This window comes from Actinomadura sp. 7K534 (assembly GCF_004348575.1).
In the GTDB taxonomy this organism is placed as follows: Bacteria; Actinomycetota; Actinomycetes; order Streptosporangiales; family Streptosporangiaceae; genus Spirillospora; species Spirillospora livida.
Window position 1 is genome coordinate 1 of record NZ_SMKB01000049.1, and the last position, 16,090, is coordinate 16,090.

At 73.7% G+C, this 16,090-nt stretch carries 15 protein-coding genes; 7 read left to right on the forward strand and 8 right to left on the reverse strand.

All coding sequences use genetic code 11. The features are described 5' to 3' along the window. On the forward strand, nt 1–843 hold an 843-nt coding region (locus E1266_RS37945), incomplete at its 5' end, for a hypothetical protein (protein ID WP_207945607.1). Between the two features lie 19 nt (nt 844–862). Here E1266_RS37945 and ilvD read toward each other — a convergent pair. After that, complete coding sequence (ilvD, locus tag E1266_RS12855) at nt 863–2,572, reverse strand: dihydroxy-acid dehydratase (RefSeq protein WP_132046577.1); 1,710 nt, start codon at nt 2,570–2,572, stop codon at nt 863–865. A 57-nt stretch (nt 2,573–2,629) separates the two neighbouring features. Continuing rightward, complete coding sequence (locus tag E1266_RS39390) at nt 2,630–3,598, reverse strand: alpha/beta fold hydrolase (protein ID WP_132046578.1); 969 nt, start codon at nt 3,596–3,598, stop codon at nt 2,630–2,632. A 207-nt stretch (nt 3,599–3,805) separates the two neighbouring features. On the opposite strand from E1266_RS39390, the gene ppk2 reads away from it, so the two are divergent. Beyond that, complete coding sequence (gene ppk2, locus E1266_RS12865; protein ID WP_243718390.1) at nt 3,806–4,579, forward strand: polyphosphate kinase 2; 774 nt, start codon at nt 3,806–3,808, stop codon at nt 4,577–4,579. Between the two features lie 127 nt (nt 4,580–4,706). Next, the gene (locus E1266_RS12870; protein ID WP_132046580.1) at nt 4,707–5,588 is read left to right on the forward strand and encodes a universal stress protein; all 882 of its coding nucleotides are present in this window, start codon (nt 4,707–4,709) and stop codon (nt 5,586–5,588) included. A 20-nt stretch (nt 5,589–5,608) separates the two neighbouring features. Here E1266_RS12870 and E1266_RS37960 read toward each other — a convergent pair whose 3' ends face one another. Further along, nucleotides 5,609–5,779 (reverse strand): hypothetical protein, encoded by a 171-nt coding sequence (locus tag E1266_RS37960; RefSeq protein ID WP_165966063.1) that lies wholly within the window; start codon nt 5,777–5,779, stop codon nt 5,609–5,611. An 82-nt stretch (nt 5,780–5,861) separates the two neighbouring features. On the opposite strand from E1266_RS37960, the gene E1266_RS12875 reads away from it, so the two are divergent. Beyond that, nucleotides 5,862–7,124: an NADH:flavin oxidoreductase/NADH oxidase family protein gene (locus E1266_RS12875; protein ID WP_132046581.1), complete on the forward strand. Its 1,263-nt coding sequence runs from the start codon at nt 5,862–5,864 to the stop codon at nt 7,122–7,124. 26 nt (nt 7,125–7,150) lie between these two features. Here the strand turns inward: E1266_RS12875 and E1266_RS12880 are convergent, their stop codons facing one another. Then, a complete protein-coding gene (locus E1266_RS12880) occupies nt 7,151–8,809 on the reverse strand; it encodes a DASS family sodium-coupled anion symporter (protein ID WP_132046582.1) in 1,659 nt (552 codons plus the stop codon). A gap of 161 nt (nt 8,810–8,970) precedes the next feature. On the opposite strand from E1266_RS12880, the gene E1266_RS12885 reads away from it, so the two are divergent. The 3 genes from E1266_RS12885 (at nt 8,971) to E1266_RS12895 (ending at nt 12,785) form a co-directional block, all read left to right on the forward strand. Further along, nucleotides 8,971–9,876 (forward strand): LysR family transcriptional regulator, encoded by a 906-nt coding sequence (locus E1266_RS12885; RefSeq protein ID WP_132046583.1) that lies wholly within the window; start codon nt 8,971–8,973, stop codon nt 9,874–9,876. A gap of 73 nt (nt 9,877–9,949) precedes the next feature. Next, entirely contained in the window at nt 9,950–11,026 is a 1,077-nt protein-coding gene (locus E1266_RS12890) for a tartrate dehydrogenase (protein ID WP_132046584.1), read from the forward strand. 58 nt (nt 11,027–11,084) lie between these two features. Beyond that, nucleotides 11,085–12,785 carry a sigma-70 family RNA polymerase sigma factor gene (locus E1266_RS12895; protein ID WP_132046585.1) on the forward strand — a complete coding sequence of 567 codons (1,701 nt, stop codon included), beginning with the start codon at nt 11,085–11,087 and terminating at the stop codon, nt 12,783–12,785. A 49-nt stretch (nt 12,786–12,834) separates the two neighbouring features. On the opposite strand, the gene E1266_RS12900 is transcribed toward E1266_RS12895, so the two are convergent. The 4 genes from E1266_RS12900 to E1266_RS12915 all read right to left on the reverse strand — a co-directional run bounded on the left by E1266_RS12900 (nt 12,835) and on the right by E1266_RS12915 (nt 15,895). Continuing rightward, a complete protein-coding gene (locus E1266_RS12900) occupies nt 12,835–14,298 on the reverse strand; it encodes an aldehyde dehydrogenase family protein (RefSeq protein ID WP_132046586.1) in 1,464 nt (487 codons plus the stop codon). Between the two features lie 227 nt (nt 14,299–14,525). Continuing rightward, a complete protein-coding gene (locus E1266_RS12905) occupies nt 14,526–15,098 on the reverse strand; it encodes a TIGR03086 family metal-binding protein (protein ID WP_132046587.1) in 573 nt (190 codons plus the stop codon). Further along, nucleotides 15,085–15,567, reverse strand: coding sequence for an SRPBCC family protein (locus E1266_RS12910; RefSeq protein ID WP_132046588.1), 483 nt, complete (start codon nt 15,565–15,567; stop codon nt 15,085–15,087). The genes E1266_RS12905 and E1266_RS12910 overlap by 14 nt, the downstream gene beginning before the upstream one ends. Continuing rightward, nucleotides 15,551–15,895 (reverse strand): metalloregulator ArsR/SmtB family transcription factor, encoded by a 345-nt coding sequence (locus E1266_RS12915; RefSeq protein ID WP_132046589.1) that lies wholly within the window; start codon nt 15,893–15,895, stop codon nt 15,551–15,553. The genes E1266_RS12910 and E1266_RS12915 overlap by 17 nt, the downstream gene beginning before the upstream one ends. Between the last annotated feature and the right edge of the window lie 195 nt (nt 15,896–16,090).

Sequence of the window (16,090 nt, forward strand, 5' to 3'; positions counted from 1 at the left end):
GCCGGGTGGGGCGTATGGGTGGTCGAGTCGTTCGTCCGGTTCGGCGACCCGGCGGCCCGGCTGGAGGCGGTCCAGTCGCTCGGCGGCGGGAGCGGGCTGCATTTCGTCCTGCCGCGCTACCTGGCGACGGTGGACGGGCGGGAGTCGTGCCCGCCCACGACGGTGGACTGCGGCGTGGTCGGGGTCGCCACGATGCTGTGGTGGGCCGGCGGCCTCGCGCTGGCGGGCGCGGGGTTGTGGGCGGCCAGAGGTGAGGCTCGCCGTGCCCTGCTGGTCTGCGTCGGGACGGTCGTCGTCTTCGGCGGCGCCTATTTCGTGCTGACCGACCTCGCTGTGCCGCGTTACCTGCTTCCGGTGTTCGCCCTGCTGTCGTTGCCGGCCGGTGTGGGGCTCACCGCGATCGTGCGCGGGGCGCGAAGACGGCGTGCTGGTCGGGTCTTGGCCGCCGGTGTGACGGTGGCGGTCCTCGTGCACTCGGGGCTGCAGGTCGCCAAGGCCGACCGGGTCGCGGATCGCGCCGAGGTGGCCCTGTCCTGGCCTGAGGAGGCCGCCGACGCCCTGGCCGTTCGCGGTGTCGGCGGGAACTGCGCCGTGCTCGGCAGGTTCGCGCCGCAGATCGCCTTCCTGCGCCGGTGCCGGGGAGCGGACATGCGCGACGGCCTCGGTGACCGCGACGCGTCCGCCGCGCTCACCCCCGCCAACGTCGGAAGGCTGCAAGGCCAGGGGCTACGGGTGGCGCTGGCCCTCGACGAGCGCCCTGACCTCCCCGGACGCTGGCAGCGCGTCCCCGTGGCAGCCACCGGACCGCGGCTCTACCTCGCTCCGGCGTCAGGACGCCCGTGACTCCTGCACCGGTATCTCGCTACTCCAGGACGGCGCCCTTGGAGGCTGACTGGACGAGCTTTGTGTACTTCGCCAGTACGCCCCGGGTGTACGGGTGCGGGGCGGGGGCCCAGTCCGGTGTTCGCCGGGCGGCGAGTTCGGTGGCGTCTACGAGGATGTCGAGTCGCTTGGCCTTCACGTCCAGGCGGATGCGGTCGCCGTCGTGGACGAAGGCGATCGGGCCCGCGTCGACGGCCTCGGGGGCGATGTGGCCTACGCAGAGGCCCGTCGTGCCGCCGGAGAAGCGGCCGTCGGTGATCAGCAGGACGGTCTTGCCGAGGCCCGCGCCCTTGATCGCGCCCGTGATGGCGAGCATCTCGCGCATGCCCGGCCCGCCCTTCGGGCCCTCGTAGCGGATGACGACGACGTCTCCGGCCGTGATGGTGCCGTCCTCCAGCGCGTCCAGGGCCGCGCGTTCGCGCTCGAAGACGCGGGCCGTGCCCTCGAACACGTCCTCGTCGAAGCCGGCCGACTTCACGACGGCGCCTTCGGGTGCGAGGGAGCCGTGCAGGATCGTGATGCCGCCCGTCCTGTGGATCGGGTCGCCGAGCGCCCGCAGGATCTTCCCGTCGGGGTCGGGCGGGTCGAGGTCGGCGAGGTTCTCGGCCACGGTCCGCCCGGTGACGGTGAGCGCATCGCCGTGCAGGAGCCCGGCGTCGAGCAGGGCCTTCATGACGACGGGGACGCCGCCGATGCGGTCGACGTCGTTCATGACGTACCGGCCGAAGGGCTTGAGGTCCCCGAGATGCGGGACGCGGCTCGCGATGCGGTCGAAGTCGGTGAGGGCGAGGTCGACCTCGGCCTCGTACGCGATCGCCAGGAGGTGCAGCACCGCGTTGGTCGAGCCGCCGAACGCCATCACGACGGCGATCGCGTTCTCGAACGCCTCCCTGGTCATGACGTCCCGCGCGGTGATGCCCCGCCGCAGCAGGTCCACGACGGCCTCTCCCGAGCGGTGCGCGAAGGCGTCGCGGCGCCGGTCCGCGGACGGCGGCGCGGCCGACCCGGGCGGCGACATCCCCATCGCCTCGGCCGCGGACGCCATGGTGTTCGCCGTGTACATGCCGCCGCAGGCGCCCTCGCCCGGGCAGATCGCGCGTTCGATCCGGTCGACGTCCTCGCGGCTCATCAGGCCCCGCGCGCACGCGCCGACGGCCTCGAACGCGTCGATGATCGTGACGTCCTTCTCGGTGCCGTCGGACAGCCTGACCCACCCGGGCGCGATCGAGCCCGCGTAGAGGAAGACGCTCGCGAGGTCGAGCCGGGCGGCGGCCATGAGCATCCCGGGCAGCGACTTGTCGCAGCCCGCGAGCAGCACGGTCCCGTCGAGGCGCTCCGCCTGCACGACGGTCTCGACGGAGTCGGCGATGATGTCGCGGCTGACGAGGGAGAAGTGCATGCCCTCGTGCCCCATCGAGATGCCGTCGGACACCGAGATCGTGCCGAACTGCAGCGGGTACCCGCCGCCGGCGTGCACGCCCTCCTTGGCGCCCTGCGCGAGCCGGTCGAGCGACAGGTTGCACGGCGTGATCTCGTTCCACGAGCTCGCGATGCCGATCTGCGGTTTGCCGAAGTCCTCGTCGCCCATCCCGACGGCCCGCAGCATGCCGCGCGACGCCGTCGCCTCCAGACCGTCGGTGACCTGGCGCGACCGCGGCTTGAGTTCGCCCCCCGGCTGCCCTGGTGACATGGCTGACATTCCCCGTCCCTACCCACGGAGCGCCGCCTCGCCCCTGCCGGGCCGTGGTCAGGTGTTCCGGCTGCCGTTGACGCCCGACTTGGCCGCCACGTAGTGCGCCGTGAACGGCTGGCCGGAGGGGTGCTGGAGGAGATGTTGACGATCCGCCCCCAGCCCGGGCACGAGCCGGAGCTGCTGGCCGGGCTGGCGGACCTGCGCGGCATCCTGTTCTGCGGCGAGGAGTTCCCGCTGCCGGAGCTGCGGCACCTGCAGCGGCTGCGGCCCGGGACCCGGATCATCAACTGCTACGGCGCGACCGAGTCGACGGCCTGCTCGTTCACCGAGGTGCCCGCCCCGCTCCCGGACGACCTGCGGCGGCTGTCCATCGGCTTCGCCCACTCCGGCGCGGAGATGATCCTCATCGACGACGCGGGCCGGCCGATCGAGGAGCCGGGCGTCGCCGGGGAGATTCACCTGCGCAGCCCCGCGCTTTTCACCGGCTATTGGGCCGACCCGGAGGCCACGCGGGCCGCGCTGGTGCCCGATCTGCAGTTCCTCGTCCGCCAGCAGCCGCGGGTCGGTACCGCTGAGCTTGCGGAGCTCCGCCAGGATCCCCTCGTCGTCGCGCTGGTGCACGCTCTCGCCGCGGTATCGCGACGGCGCGCGCCTGCCGGAGGCGACCAGCACCCGGGGCGGGGTGCTGTGCTCCTCCATCCGCCGCGCGACCTCGAAGGCCACGACCGACCCCATGCTGTGGCCGAAGAGCGCCGGCCGGTCCGCGAGCCAGGGGCGCAGTGCCTCGAACACCGCGTCGGCCAGCGCGGGGATGTGGCCGATGGGCGGTTCGTTTCGCCGGTCCTGGCGGCCGGGATACTGCACGGTGAGCACTTCCACGCCGGGACTCAGCGTCGCCGACACGGGGAAGTAGAACGGGGCCGACCCGCCCGCGTGCGGAAAGCACACCAGCCGGGTCGCGGCCTCGGGAGCCGGGTGGAAGCGCCGGATCCAGGTCTCGTTGCCGGCGGCCGGCTCCGTCATGGGACTTTCCTCCGAGGTGTCGTGGATATGCGGCAATCGTGCAATCGGCGCCGGACGCGGTTCAACCCCGAGCGCCCCTTAGGCACCGCGATGCTCTAGGGGCCGCCACGGGCCGCCGGATTCGGCTCCGTCCCTGGGCCGATACGGTGCCGGTGTGGAACGAGGTCGGGAGGCTGCATGGGGGCGAAACGGCGTTTGCCTCGGCGGATGTACGAGAGCGAGCTGCTCCGGCTGCAGGAGCAGCTGCTGATATTGCAGGAGTGGGTGCGCGAGGAGGGCGTGCGCATCGCCGTGGTGTTCGAGGGGCGGGACGCCGCCGGCAAGGGCAGCACGATCAAGCGCGTCACCGAGTACCTCAACCCCCGCTTCGCGCGCATCGCGGCGCTTCCGGTGCCGACCGACCGGGAGCGGACCCAGTGGTACTTCCAGCGGTACATCCAGCACCTGCCCGCCGCCGGGGAGATCGTCCTGTTCGACCGGTCGTGGTACAACCGCGCGGGCGTCGAGCGGGTCATGGGGTTCTGCACCGCTGACGAGCACCGGCGTTTCCTGCACCAGTGCCCCATATTCGAGCGGATGCTCGTCGAGGACGGCATCCTGCTGCGCAAGTACTGGTTCTCCGTCAGCGACGCCGAGCAGGAGCGCCGGTTCCGCAAGCGCCTCGAGGATCCGATGCGGCGGTGGAAACTGTCTCCGATGGACATGGAGTCCATCTCGCGCTGGGAGGCCTACTCGCGCGCCAAGGACGAGATGTTCGTCCACACCGACATTCCCGAAGCGCCCTGGAACGTGGTCGACAGCGATGACAAGCGGCGGGCCCGCATCAACATGATCCACCACCTCCTGTCGAGCATCCCCTACCGCGAGGTGGAGCGTCCGCCGCTCCATCTGCCGGAGCGCCCGCCGTCCAAGGGGTACGTGCGGCCCCCGCGCGGCGAGCAGAACCACGTCCCGGACCACGCGGCGACCCTGGAAGCCTGACCGGGCGACCGGGCGCACGACCTGCCGAAGGTCCTCCTGTTCACGGACCGACGCCACTCGTTGCGGAGCACCCGCGCGGGTAAGGCTGACGGAGACGGAACTCGGAGACGAGGCAGGAGGACAGGGTATGAGCGCCGAGCCGGTCACCGGGGTCGCCGTCGGCTACGACGGCTCCCGCGAAGCCATCCGCGCCGTGGACTGGGCCGCCGCCGAGGCCCGGGCCCGGGGCACGCCGCTGACCGTTGTCCACGTGTGGGAGATCTACATCGGCAACCCGGTGGCCATGCCGATGGTGGATCTTGGGGAGGTGGCGCAGCAGACCCTCGACGGGGGAGTGGCGCACGTCCATAAGACGGCCCCTGGCCTGGAGGTGCGGGGCGTTCTCGGACGTGGGCAGGCGGCCGCCGCGCTCATCGACGCGGGCCGCACCGCGGACCTGCTCGTGCTCGGGCCCCGGGGCATCGGGGGGTTCGCCGGCCTGGTCCTGGGATCGGTCAGTGCCCAGGTGGTCGCCCACGCCTCGTGCCCGGTCGTGATCGTCCGGGGCGACCCCGAACCACCTCCGGAGGACGGGCCGGGACGTGTGGTGGTCGGCGTGGACGGTTCGCCCGCGTCCCGGGCCGCGCTGGCGGCGGCCTTCGCCGAGGCCGGCCTGCACGGGCTGTCGGTGCACGCGGTCGTCGCCTGGGAGTCCGTGCCGGTCGACGACCTCCCGCCCCTGGCCGACGAGGCCGGCATGCGGCAGGCCGCCGAGGCGCGGCTGGCGCGCATGATGGACGCCTTGCGGGACTCGCACCCGGGCGTGGAGGTGCGGGCGGAGGTCGTCCACGGGGCGCCGCGGGAGGTCCTGACGCAGGCCGCGGACGGCGCCCGCCTGCTCGTCGTCGGCTCGCGCGGACTGGGCGGCTTCCGCGGCCTGATGCTCGGATCGGTCGGACAGGCGCTGGTGCAGCACGCGCCCTGCCCCGTCGCGGTCGTCCACGCGCCGGACGACGACACCGGCGACTAAGGGAAGCGGCCGGGCCGCCGTCAGAAGGAGCGGTGGATCCGGTTCGACTCGACCTTCTCCAGCAGCGCGCCGCTGTAGTGCTCGTACACCCTGACCCCGGCGACCAGGAGCGATGCCGCTAGTGCGGACAGTGCGGCGGCGCCGCCGGGATCTCCCCTTTTCCGTGCCGGCCCCATAGGCTTCGGCGTCAACGTGATCACCCGCGCCGCCACGGCACCCGCCGTGGCGGCGCATGACGTAGGCGGGCCGGAGCCCGGCCGCGAGGAGTGAGCCATGAGTTCCACCCCGACCAGTCACGTCGGCCGGCTGGGCGAGCCCCTCACCCTGCCGTCGGGGCTGACCCTGCCGAACCGGCTGATGAAGTCGGCGCTGAGCGAGGGGCTCGCCGAGGCCGACGGGTCGCCCGGCGCCCGGCTGGAGACCCTCTACCGCAGGTGGAGCACCGGCGGCTACGGCCTGCTGGTCACCGGGAACGTCGCCGTCGACCTCCGGCACCTGAACGAGCCCGGCAACGTCGTCATCGAGGACGACCGCCACCTGGACGCGCTGACCCGGTGGACCGGGAGCTACCGCGGGCACGGCGGGCCGATCTTCGCGCAGCTCAACCACCCCGGCCGGCAGGCCAACCGGCGCGCCGGGCGGAACCGTCCGGTCGCGCCGAGCGCGATCGCCGCCCGCGTCCCCGGCGCCGCCAGGCCCCGCGCCCTCACCGACGAGGAGATCCGCGAGATCGTCAAGCGGTTCGGCGCCGCCGCGGCCGTCGCCGAGGCCGCCGGGTTCGACGGCGTGCAGATCCACGGAGCGCACGGCTACCTCGTCACCCAGTTCCTGTCCCCCATCTCCAACCGGCGGGACGACGCGTGGGGCGGCGACCCCGAGCGGCGCCGGGCCTTCGTGCTGGAGGTCCTGCGCGCCGTCCGCGCCGAGGTGGGCCCCGGGTTCTCCGTGGGGATCAAGCTGAACTCGGCCGACTTCCAGCGCGGCGGATTCACCGAGGAGGAGTCCCGCGAGGTCGTCCGCGCCCTCGTCGCGGAGGGGATCGACCTCATCGAGGTCAGCGGGGGATCGTACGAGGCCCCGGCCATGATGGGCGTGCTGGCGGAGTCCACGCGGGCGCGCGAAGCCTACTTCCTGGACTACGCCCGGACGGTCCGCGAGGTCGCCGGCCGGACGCCGATCGCCGTCACCGGCGGGTTCCGCACCCGCGCCGCGATGGAGGAGGCCCTCGCCGAGGGCGACTGCGACGTCGTCGGCATCGGGCGGCCCACCTGCCTCACCCCCGACGCGCCCAGGGCGCTGTTCGAGGACGGCCGGGAACGGCTGGAGGTCCCCGCGATCGGGGTCGGCGCCCGCCGGGTGATCGGGCGCCTCACCGACATCCGCCCCCTGGACAGCGCGCTGAACGTGCAATGGCACGCCGACCAGCTCCACCGCATGGCGGCGGGCCGGGACCCCGACCCCACCGTGCCGTGGTGGCGCACCCTCGGCTCGATGGTCCGGCACGGCCCCGCCGCCCTGCGCCCCAAGCGAGGCTGACCCGCCCGCCGAGCAGGTCGGCCAGGTCAGCCGCCGATGCCGGTGAGGGCGACCATCAGCGGCAGGCCGAGGATGATCAGGAGGGCGCCGAAGACGTCGAAGGCGAAGCCGGAGCGGATCATGGTGGTGATGGGGACGACGCCGGAGCCGTAGGCGATCGCGTTCTGCGGGGTGGACACCGGAAGCATGAAGCCGAACGAGGCCGCGAACGTGGCGGCCAGGGCGGGCACGAACGGGTCGACCTGCGCGGCCTGCGCGATCGGGATGATGATCGGGACGACCACGGCGGCGGACGCGGTGTTGCTGGTCGTCTCCGAGATCAGGATGGCCAGCACCGCGGCGAACGCGGTGATGAAGAACGTGCTGGTCAGGCCGAGGGCGTCGGACGCGGAACCGCCGATGGTGCGGGCCAGGCCGGTGTCGGCGAGCAGGGAGCCGAAGATGATGCCCGTCCCGAACAGCAGGATGGTGCCCCAGTCGATGCGCGCGGCGTCGCTCCAGTTCAGGGTGGTCTGGCGGCGGCGCCAGTCGGTGGGGAGGATGAACAGCAGGGACGCGCCGAGCACGGCGACGATGCCCTCGTCCAGCCGTTCGCTGACGGTCTCGTAGATCGACGAGTCGGTGCCGGCGGCCAGCGCGATGACGCCGGGGAAGATCCACAGGACGACGGTGACGGCGAAGGCGACGAGCGTGGTCTTCTCCGCGCGGCTCATCCGGCCGAGGTCGGCGCGCTCGCGGGCGACGTACTCCTGGACGCCCTCGATCCGGCGGATCTCCGGCTTGTTGAGCAGCAGCAGGACGACGACCAGCACGACCAGCATCACCGCGCACAGCGGCAGCGCGGTCAGCGTCCACTGCGCGAACGAGATCCGCTCGCCGGTGGCCTCCTCGATCAGCCCGCGCCCGATCAGGTTGGGCGGGCTGCCGACCGGGGTCAGCAGGCCGCCGACGGACGCGCCGTAGGCGAGCATCAGCACCAGCGCGGCGCCGACGCGCAGCCGGGCCGGGTCGAAGTCGGCGGCGACGAGCCCGCGGTCCTGCAGCATCTTGGCGATGACGGTGAGCAGCCCGAGCGCCGTCGGCAGCAGCATCGCGACGGTCGCGGTGTTGGACACGAACGCCGACAGCAGGCAGGTGACGAGGCCGAACGTGGCGATCAGCCGGAAGGTGGACTCGCCGACGCCGGGCAGCGACAGGATGAAGAACGCGAACCGCCGCGCGACCCCGTGCTTCAGCATCGCCTGGGCGAGGATGAACGCCCCGATGAACGTGAAGATCGTGGTGGAGCCGAACGGTTCGAGCGCGTCGTCGGCGGGGACCACGCCGAACAGCACGATCACGCCGACCCCGATCAGGCCGCCGATGGGGATCGGCACCGGCTCGGTCACCCACAGCACGATGACGCCGAGCAGGATCCCGGCGAGGGTCTGCTGGGACGGCGCCATGTCCAGCGGCAGGAGCAGGAAGACCGCGGTGACCAGCGGCGCCAGCCAGAACCCGGTGGTGCGGCGGGCCTTCTCGAAGCGTTCCTCCGCGGGGGAGAGCCGCTGCTCGCCGAGGCTGCGGTAGGTGGCCTGGCCCATCAGCGCCTTGGCCACGTCGGTGCGGGCGGGCGCCGCGGTGCCCGCGGACCCGGTGGCGGGCGGGGCGGCGGGATCGCGCGGCGGGGTCTCGTCCGATGTCATGGGAGCACTCCTCGGGAGCGGAGCCCGCCGTTGCGGCCGGGTTCCTAGGGCGTTCCGGACAAGCGATTCTGCGTCAAATTGAAGATCGCCCGGGACGGCGAATCCAAGACGTGTCGGCTACTTGACTGAAAGGCTCCCCCTATAGGCGAGCGGAGGCGCGGGTGGACGTCCGGCAGCTGGAGTACTTCCTCGCCGTGGTGGACCACGGCGGCTTCAACCGGGCGGCGGGCGCGCTGTTCGTGGCGCAGCCGTCGCTGTCGCAGGCGATCCGCGGCCTGGAGAAGGACCTGGGGACGCAGCTGTTCCACCGCACCGGGCGGCGCGTCGTGCTGACCGAGGCGGGCCGGGCGCTGATCGGCCCGGCGCGGCAGGCGGTGCGCAGCCTGGAGGTGGCGCGGGAGAGCGTGACCGCGGCGCACGGCCTGCGGACGGGCCGCATCGCCGTCGCCTCGATGCCGTCCCCCGCGATCGAGCCGCTCGGCGGCATGGTGCAGCGCTTCGCCGCGCGGTACCCCGGGGTGGACGTGGTGCTGCGCGACGCGCCGGTGCCGGGCGCGGTCATCGACATGGTGCGGACCGGCGTCACCGAGCTGGGGCTGCTGTCGGCGTGGGAGCCGCCCGCCACGACCGACGTCGACCTGCACCCGGTGGGGGAGCAGCGGCTCGTCCTGGTGGCGCCGCCGGACGGCCCGTTCGAGCCGGGCCCGCCGCTGCCGCGGGAGCGTCTCGCCGGGCACCGGCTGATCGCCGGGGAGCGCGGGACGGGCATGCGCCGCCTGGCCGACGAGATCCGGGCGTCCGGCGTGGACGTGCCGTTCGCGGTGGAGACCGACCACCGGGCGGCGATCCTCTCGCTGGTCCTGAAGGGGGTCGGCGTGGCGATCCTCGCGGAGGCGTGGCGGCCGCTGGCGCTGCGTGCGGGCGCCGTCGTCCGCGACCTCGACCCGCCCGCCAGCCTGCACATCGCCCTGGCCGGCCGGAAGGGCTGGCTCAGCCCGATCGCCGAGGAGTTCCGGCGGATGGCCCTGTCCCGCGACGCGTGGGCGGGCCCCGAGCCGGGCCCGTAGATAGGCGCGGCTTATCGGACGCATTGGGGACGCGTCTTGGACGCGACCGCAAACCCTTGATCCAATTCCCGGCATGAGCAGCAGCACCCATCACCGCATCGCGCTGATCCCTGGGGACGGCATCGGCCGCGAGGTCGTCCCGGCGGCGCGGCGCGTCCTGGACGCCGTGTGCGAGCGCCGCGGCCTCGCCCTCGACTACGCCGAGTACGACTGGTCCTGCGAACGGTACGAGCGCGAGGGCGCGATGATGCCGGACGACGCCCTGGACCGCCTGGCCGGGCACGACGCGATCCTGCTGGGCGCCGTCGGCTACCCGGGCGTGCCCGACCACGTGTCGCTGTGGGGGCTGCTGATCCCGATCCGCCGCCGGTTCCAGCAGTACGTGAACCTGCGTCCCATCAAGGTGTTCGAGGGCCTGGACAGCCCGCTGCGCGGCGCCCGCGCCGGGGAGGTCGACTTCGTCGTCGTCCGGGAGAACGTGGAGGGCGAGTACAGCGAGATCGGGGGGCGGATCTACCAGGGCACGCCGCAGGAGACCGCCGTGCAGGAGTCGGTGTTCACCCGCGCCGGCGTCACCCGCATCCTCGACTACGCCTTCGGCCTCGCCGGCCGCCGCCGGGGGCGGCTCACCTCGGCGACCAAGTCGAACGGCATCGTGCACACGATGCCGTTCTGGGACGAGCTCGTCCGGGAACGCGCCGCCGCCCACCCCGCCGTCACCTGGGACCAGGAGCACATCGACGCCCTGGCCGCCAAGTTCGTCCTCCGGCCCGAGCGGTTCGACGTGGTGGTGGGGTCCAACCTGTTCGGCGACATCCTCAGCGACCTGGCGGCGGCCATCGCGGGCAGCATCGGGATCGCGCCGTCCGCCAACCTCAACCCGGAGGGCCGGTTCCCGTCGATGTTCGAGCCCGTGCACGGCTCGGCGCCCGACATCGCGGGCCGCGGCATCGCCAACCCGCTCGGGACGATCTGGTCCGCCGCGATGATGCTCGACCACCTCGGCCACACGGAGGCCGCCGCCGACATCACCTCGGCGATGGCGTCCGTCCTGGCGGAAGGCACGGTACGGACCCCCGACCTGGGCGGCACCGCCTCCACCGGCGAACTGACCGAACACGTCATCACCGCACTGCGCCCCCTGGGCTGAGGGGCCGCGCTACCCGGCTGTTACCGGCCGCTGCGCACAATGCGGTGGGAGGTATCCGGTGCTGACGGTGGACCGCGCGGACTACGCCCGCCTTCTGCGGCTCGCGTATCTGGTGCTCGACGACGGCGACGCCCCTCTTGCGCGCGCCCGCCGCGTTGCCGCGCGCGCCGCCCGGGGGCGGCCGGGCGGCTACCCGGCCAAGCGGGCGCGGCTGGTCGGCGTCCTGCTGACCGAGCCGCCCGCCGGGTGGAGCCCGCTGCACCGCGTCCTCTTCGAGCCCGCGCCCCCGCCGCGGGGGCCCGTCCGGGAGGCGCTGTCGGAGCTTGCGCCGCACGAGCGGCTCGCGTGCCTGCTGCGCCTCGACGGCCTCACCGTTCCCGAGGTCGCCGCCGAGCTCGGCCCGCACCGGCCCACCGACTTCCGGGACGTGGAGCGGGCCGCCGCCGCCGTGGACGTCCGGACCGGGCTGGACGAGGCGGCGCAGCGGGCCGAGGTCGAGGCGTTCGACCCCGATGTCGTCCGGCTCCGCCCGCCGTCCGTCCGGCCGGCGTGGCGCGCCGCGGTGGCGGCCGCGGTCGCGGTGGCGCTGCTGGCGGTCGCCGGATCCGTCCTCACGCGCCCGGGGGAGGGGGCCGGCGGGCCCGCGGCGGTCGACCCGGGGGCCTGGCGCAAGACCCCCGCCCCCTCGATCAACGAGTGGCCGGCCCAGGGCGGGCTGCGGCACGACGCGGCGCTGCTGCGCCGGGCCGCCGAGGCATGGCGGGCACACCACCGCCACCCGCCGGTCGGCCGCGTCTTCCTCCTGTACGCCGGGACGGTGGACGGCGCGTCCCTCGTCGTGCTGCGCGACACCCCCGGCGCCCGGGACGCGCCGAGCGTGGCGCAGTACTTCGAGCGGCGCCTGTCGCGCGGCGTGGAGTCGGTCCGCAGGCTCGGCAACGGCGCCGGGCAACTGGTCATGCTCGGCATGGCGTGGCGCTACCTCGTCCCGCCGTGGCTGCAGGACGTGCGGGCGGCGGTGCCGGAGGGGCGCGCCCCGGACTGGACGCCGCTGCCGGTCCGGGACGGGCTGACCGACCCGCTGCCGTGGATCTGGTTCACGCCGCGCTGCCAGAACTACGTGGTGTTCCGGATGATCTTCCGGCCGGCGGCCGGCGGGACGGTGCGGGCCGTCACGCAGCTCGCCTCGCACGACCCGTGGTCGGCGGCGCCGCGGGTGTGGTTCCCCGACCGGCCCGAACCGGAGGAGCGGTTCCGCTGGGCGGCGCTGCACGCCGTCGCCTGCGAGGGCGCGGCGACGCTCAGCGAGTCGGGCGACCTGCGGCTCGGCCGGCTGTGGAGCGGCGAGCTGCCCGACGGCGGCGGCCGGGCGACGCTGCTGACCGTGGACGCGTCCTCCCAGTGGGCCGCCCCCGGCAGCGCGGTGCTGATCTCCGAGGGCGGGAAGGCGCTGTCCGAACGCGGCAGGACGAACAGCGACACCACCTCGTCCGCCGCGTCGATGGCCGCCGCCCTGTGGTGGCGGTCGCCGCGGCGCTGGCACCTGGTGGCGGCCGCCGGGCCGAACGTCAGGCGGCTGAAGACGGTCGGCGAGCTGGAGCCCCGCGAGGAGGACACCGCCGGGAACGACGAGGCGCCCCTGCTGCTGGTCCCGGGCCCGCGCACCGGCGGCAGGCTCCCTGAACGGGCGCACCTCCCGGTCGTCCACGTCGTGGCCTACGAGAACGACGGGGACCGCACGGTCGTCAGCCCCTGGTGACCGGCGCCGGCCGGGCGGGCGGACCCGCCGCGGCCGGCGCGCGGCGCGGTCAGAGGGGGTAGCGCGGGGGCTCGCCGCGCATGGTGATCCAGCGGGTCTCGGTGAACGCCTCGACGTTGGCCGCAGCGCCGCCGAAGCGGGACCCGGTGCCGGACGCCCCCACACCGCCGAACGGGGCGTTGGCCTCGTCGTTGACGGTCTGGTCGTTGATGTGGACGATCCCCGTCGGGATCTGCTCGGCGACGGCCAGGCCGCGCATCGCGTCCCGGGTCACGATGCCGAGCGACAGGCCGTACTCGCTCGCGGCGGCCAGCTCCACCGCCTGGGAGACCGACGACACGCGCGTGACCGGCGCGACCGGGCCGAAGACCTCGTCGGCGAAGGCGGGCGCGGTCAGGGGCGCGTCGGCCAGGACCGTGGGGCGGTAGAAGAGCTGCTCGTAGGTGCCGCCGGAGGCGAGTTTGGCGCCCTGGTCGACGGTCGTGGTGACCATGCCGTGGATCTTGTCGCGCTGGCCGGCGTCGATGACGGGGCCGAGGGCGACCTCCGCCGCGGCCGGGTCGCCGACGGGGAGGGCGCCGGCCTTGGCGGCCAGGCGCTCCACGAAGTCGTCGTAGAGGCGGTCGGCGACGAAGTGCCGGCCGGCGGTCATGCAGATCTGCCCCTGGTGGAAGAACGAGCCCCAGGTGGCGAGGTTCACGGCTTCGTCCACGTCGGCGTCGTCCAGGACGAGGAGCGCGGAGTTGCCGCCGAGTTCCAGGTGGGCGCGCTTGAGGTGCCGGCCGGCCAGTTCGCCGATGCGGCGGCCGACGGGGGTGGAGCCGGTGAAGGAGATGACCCGGATGTTGGGGTCGGTGATCAGGGCCTCGCCCACGTCGGCGCCGCCGGGCAGCATGTGCAGGACGCCGGGCGGCACGCCGGCCTCCTCGAACACGCGGGCCATCAGGGTGCCGCCGGTGACCGCGGTGCGCGGGTCGGGCTTGAGGAGGACGGCGTTGCCGAGCGCGAGCGCCGGGGCCACCGAGCGGATGCCGAGGATGATCGGCACGTTGAACGGGGAGATCACCGCGACCACCCCGGCCGGCATGCGGCGTGCCATGGACAGGCGCGGCTCCTCCGAGGGGAGTAGCTCGCCGATCGCCCGGCCGGGCAGCGAGGCGGCCGCGTAGCACTCCTCGGCCGCCACGTGCAGGGCGAAGCCGGCCATGCCGGGTACGGCGCCGACCTCGCGGACGTTCCAGCCGCTGATCTCCTCGGCGTGCCGCTGCCACAGGTCACCGGCCTTGCGCAGGACGGCGGCGCGGACGGGGTGCGGCAGGGCGGCCCATTCCCGCTGTGCCTCGGCCGCGTTGGCGGCGGCCTCGGCGACGTCCTCGGCGGTGGCCTGCCCCATCCGGCCGAGTTCGCCGCCGGTGGCGGGTTCGACCACGGCGTAGTCGCCACCGCGCGCGGCCGTCCACGCGCCGTTCTTGAAGATGTTTCCCTGCCAGTCGACGCTGTCCAGCAGTCCCACGGGCCTCTCCCTGTCGTTTCGTTTGGTCGTGTACGTGAGCTCCTCACCTATTTCCTCATGAGCGCCGCTCTGGAGGAAGGGCGGCCGGGGCGGCGGTCAGCCGCTCGACGAGGCGGGCCGCGCCGAGGACGGTGCCGTCGCGCCCGGCGGCCCCGGCCAGCAGGTCTGGAAGTCCGGACCCGGGCCCGGCCCCCCGGCCTGCGCCGGTCTCACTGACCCCGCCCTGCTCAGGCGCCCTTCCAGTACGGGTCCCGGCCGATGAAGCCGAGCAGCCTCGTCTGGACGTCAGCGTCGGCGGGCACCTCGACGCGGGGCCCGTACTGGCCGGAGGAGCGGATCGCCTCCTCCACCTCCTGCATCCCCGCGAGGAGGTCGGCGCAGAAGCCGGGGTCCAGCCGGTCGTCCTGGCCGGTGGCCCTGGCGAGGTCCCAAGTGTGCATGAACACGTCGGCGGTGTAGAACCGGTCGATCGCGGTGTCCAGCGGCACGGTGCCGATGTGCGGGTTGTTCAGTTCGCGGTGCGCGGTGCCCGGGTCGTCCAGCACCGCCTGCACACCGTCGCAGTGGACCCGCCAGGCTTCGACCGGGTCCTCGTCCGCCGACGGCCCCCGGGGCAGGTCGATGCCGGCGCCGGCGACCAGGAAACCGGGGAACCACTCGGTCAGGTGCCGGACGACGTCGCGGGCGGTCCAGCCGGCGACCGGGGACGGCGCGTCCCAGGACGCGGTGCCGCGGACCCGGTCGCCGAACAGCCCGGCGACCTGCCGGTGCCGCTCGGCGGGGCGGTCAGACAGCGCCATCGGCGAGCATCCTCTCCAGCTTGGCGTATCCCTCGTCGACCCCGGTCTCCATGCCGCTGCGCAGCCACATGTCGCGGTCCTCGAAGCTGTCGACCAGCGACTGCGCCCGGAGCCGGGTGCGCCCGTCGCCCAGGTCCTCGAACCACAGCGTCTCCAGCGCGACCCCGTCCGGCTGGCCCTCGTAGGTGAAGGTCTGCACGATGCGGTCCGGGCGCACCTCGTGGAAGGTGCCGCGGAACCAGTACTCCTCGCCGTCCCGCGCCGAGACGTACCGCCAGCTCCCGCCGGTGCGCGCGTCCCAGTGGTCGATCCGGGTGTCCATGCCCTCGGGCCCCACCCACCGGGCGAAGAGCTCGGGGTCGGTGTGGGCGCGGAGCAGCTGCTCGGGCGTCGCCGCGAAGTCGCGCGTCATCCGGATGACCGGCAGCTTCGGGTCGGCCTCGATCGCCGTCTCAGTGATCTTCGGCATCTTCGTCCTCCTTCATCTCCGCCAGGACGGCGTCGAGGCGGCGGTAGCGCCGCTCGGCGCGGGCCCGGTGGCGTTCGATCCAGGTGTCCATCAGGTCCAGGGCCCCGACCTCCAGCCGCACCGGCCGGGGCTGCGGTCCCGGTGGCCGGCTGACGAGCCCGGCGTCCTCCAGGACCCGCAGGTGCTTGTAGACGGCCTGCAGCGACATCCGGTACGGCTCGGCCAGCTGGCTCGCGGTCGCGTCGCCCTCGGTGAGCCGGGCGACCATGTCGCGCCGGGTCGGGTCCGCGAGGGCGGCGAAGACCCGGGACAGCGTGTCCTCGGTCATCGCCCTCCTGTTTTCAACCTTTTGGTTGAAAATCACGGTAGGGCGGTCGGGTCCACCCTGTCAACCATTCAGTTGAAAGACCTGCTCGCAGCCCCGTCCTGCGGCTCGGTCCAGGTTCTGCCGGTGTGCCCGGTGCGGGCGGAGTGAATCCGGCATGCGCGACCGGACGTCTGGAATGCTCCGCTGCGGTAAGGA

Coding starts and splice junctions, on each gene's coding strand:
- E1266_RS12870 (WP_132046580.1), top strand. CDS start 4,707: ATGAGCGCCGAGCCGGTCACCGGGGTCGCCGTCGGCTACGACGGCTCC.
- ilvD (WP_132046577.1), bottom strand. CDS start 2,572: ATGTCACCAGGGCAGCCGGGGGGCGAACTCAAGCCGCGGTCGCGCCAG.
- E1266_RS12910 (WP_132046588.1), bottom strand. CDS start 15,567: ATGCCGAAGATCACTGAGACGGCGATCGAGGCCGACCCGAAGCTGCCG.
- E1266_RS12880 (WP_132046582.1), bottom strand. CDS start 8,809: ATGACATCGGACGAGACCCCGCCGCGCGATCCCGCCGCCCCGCCCGCC.
- ppk2 (WP_243718390.1), top strand. CDS start 3,806: ATGTACGAGAGCGAGCTGCTCCGGCTGCAGGAGCAGCTGCTGATATTG.
- E1266_RS12905 (WP_132046587.1), bottom strand. CDS start 15,098: ATGGCGCTGTCTGACCGCCCCGCCGAGCGGCACCGGCAGGTCGCCGGG.
- E1266_RS12890 (WP_132046584.1), top strand. CDS start 9,950: ATGAGCAGCAGCACCCATCACCGCATCGCGCTGATCCCTGGGGACGGC.
- E1266_RS12875 (WP_132046581.1), top strand. CDS start 5,862: ATGAGTTCCACCCCGACCAGTCACGTCGGCCGGCTGGGCGAGCCCCTC.
- E1266_RS39390 (WP_132046578.1), bottom strand. CDS start 3,598: ATGACGGAGCCGGCCGCCGGCAACGAGACCTGGATCCGGCGCTTCCAC.
- E1266_RS12915 (WP_132046589.1), bottom strand. CDS start 15,895: ATGACCGAGGACACGCTGTCCCGGGTCTTCGCCGCCCTCGCGGACCCG.